Consider the following 1887-nt stretch of genomic DNA (forward strand, 5'->3'; position numbering starts at 1 on the left):
CCAACAATTCCTATTTTTTCATAATTAGGGGTCTCAAGACCCCCCTAGCGGCCACCGAGAAGACCTTCACCAGCTAGGTATTTTTACTCAAGTCTCTGGAGGGGGACAGCTTATGTGACAGTTGAGGGTGCGGAATGTGGGCTAGATATTTGTCGATCATTTTAACCCCGCTTCACTTAACTTTTTCTATAAATCATAGAAATAAGGATAAAGCTCTGATTCTAGAATATATTGACTTGCTTATTTGAAAATTGCCTAACAGGTTCCAGGATCAAGTTTTCGATGATTGGGAATAGTTAAAGTCTCTCTTCTCTGGGAGATAACACGACGCAATTTAATGTGACTTCCTCGTTGACTGTGAATAGTAAAGCCAAATCGAGCGAGAATCTTGATCACGTCTTTGCCTGATAGTTGTTTCAGTTTAGGCATATTCAGGCTGTAACTCAACCGTAATCTGTAGAGAAGGTTTGGCAACTAGACCAAACTCAATAGGCTCTTCTCCTTCTAAATGTAATAAGACAGCTTCTTTGAGATTATTAACCACCTCATCCAAGGTATTTCCTTGGGTAACAACCGAAATTTCCGCGCATTCGGCCACATATCCTTGTTGTTCACCAGAATAAATAATTGCCGTAATTTTTGAACTTAATTCAGCCATAATTGCTCAGATAAAATACGTTTTGATTGTAATAGAGTATATTTTAGCTATGGGGAAATAGCCTGAAAAATTGGTAGAGATTTGTCTCGTGCAGTGTAGTCTTCGATAAGGAAATCTAGAACTTCAAGGGCATTTTGTAGCGCTTCATTGTAGGTTTCGCCGTGAGTATGAGCATAGGAGACAAATTCAGGGAGATGGGCGATAAATTTGTTGTCTTCTTGTGACCATTGAATATAAATACTATAGTGATAATTCATGGGTTGTCTCCTTGATTTAATTTGGCTAGTTCCTGAAGTGCATTTCTTCCGTCTTTTTCCTGGTAGTGATCGGCATCACTACTATTTTTGCCTAACAGGATCAAGCTATATTATAAACGGGGATGAATTCAGTGGTTATGACCGCTATTACCTAATCTCCATAGTGTGTTTTGGTACGAATAATCAGAATAGTTTTATCGTCTTCATAAATTTCATAAAGCAGACGATCTTTTCGATTTAGGCGATAGGAATACAAGCCTTCTAAATCGCCTTTTAAGGATTTGCCAATATAGGGATTAATTGCAATTATGTTAGTTAAAATTTCTTGAAGTTTGACTTTCTGTTTTTGGGTGAGTTCGTCGGTATCTTTTCGCGCTTGTTTAGAAAAGACAATTGTGTAGGTTGTCATCCAAATACTTGTTCCATTGTGAGGGTTTCTCCTGCGGCATATTCTCGTCGTGCTGATGCAATATGTTGTAATAGTTTGGGATCTTGCATGAGTTCGGAGGTTTCAGCTAAGGATTCCCATTCTTCTTGAGTAATGAGAATATAACTGCGATTTTCACGAACGATCACTACTCCATCGGGTTCTTTTTCAGTGCGATCGCAGAGTTCTTCTAGGTTGGCTTTGGCGTAATCAACGGTGACTTGATACATAAATCGCTTACGGTTTGTGGGGATTAGTCTTATAATAAAGCAAAAATTGCTTGTTGGCTGACGTTTTCATTATTTATTTTGGGCTTTTTGGTTCTGATCGAGAAGAAGGAGATATGACAACTTTAGTGGTTCTTCGGTTTGTGTTATGTAATGGACGGGGGTTATAAGAGATGGAACCCTTATAGAGAAAGACATTGGACGATTTTTGTCAATTGTTTTTGATCTAGAGCGAGCTAATCAGTTAAATCTTTTGCCAGATAAGGATTTAGTCGATTTATGCCCCCCTATCGAACCATAACAAGTAACGAAGAGCCA

Annotated in this window: 5 protein-coding genes; all 5 read right to left on the reverse strand. The window is 38.6% G+C overall.

Features of this window, described 5'->3' with window-relative positions:
* Positions 1-255: 255 nt before the first annotated feature.
* Entirely contained in the window at positions 256-429 is a 174-nt protein-coding gene (locus PX482_RS17530; protein WP_002763541.1) for a type II toxin-antitoxin system HicA family toxin, read from the reverse strand.
* Positions 422-658, reverse strand: a complete 237-nt coding sequence (locus PX482_RS17535; protein ID WP_002763540.1) for a type II toxin-antitoxin system HicB family antitoxin — start codon at positions 656-658, stop codon at positions 422-424. The genes PX482_RS17530 and PX482_RS17535 overlap by 8 nt, the downstream gene beginning before the upstream one ends.
* 47 nt (positions 659-705) lie before the next feature.
* On the reverse strand, positions 706-915 hold the full coding sequence (locus PX482_RS17540) for a type II toxin-antitoxin system HicB family antitoxin (protein ID WP_002763539.1): 210 nt from the start codon (positions 913-915) through the stop codon (positions 706-708).
* A gap of 151 nt (positions 916-1066) precedes the next feature.
* Entirely contained in the window at positions 1067-1324 is a 258-nt protein-coding gene (locus PX482_RS17545) for a type II toxin-antitoxin system mRNA interferase toxin, RelE/StbE family (RefSeq protein WP_002745103.1), read from the reverse strand.
* Positions 1321-1572 (reverse strand): type II toxin-antitoxin system Phd/YefM family antitoxin, encoded by a 252-nt coding sequence (locus PX482_RS17550; RefSeq protein WP_002763538.1) that lies wholly within the window; start codon positions 1570-1572, stop codon positions 1321-1323. Before PX482_RS17550 ends, PX482_RS17545 begins: the two co-directional genes overlap by 4 nt.
* Between the last annotated feature and the right edge of the window lie 315 nt (positions 1573-1887).

This window comes from Microcystis sp. M53602_WE12, from assembly GCF_030065455.1.
Lineage (GTDB): Bacteria > Cyanobacteriota > Cyanobacteriia > Cyanobacteriales > Microcystaceae > Microcystis > Microcystis aeruginosa.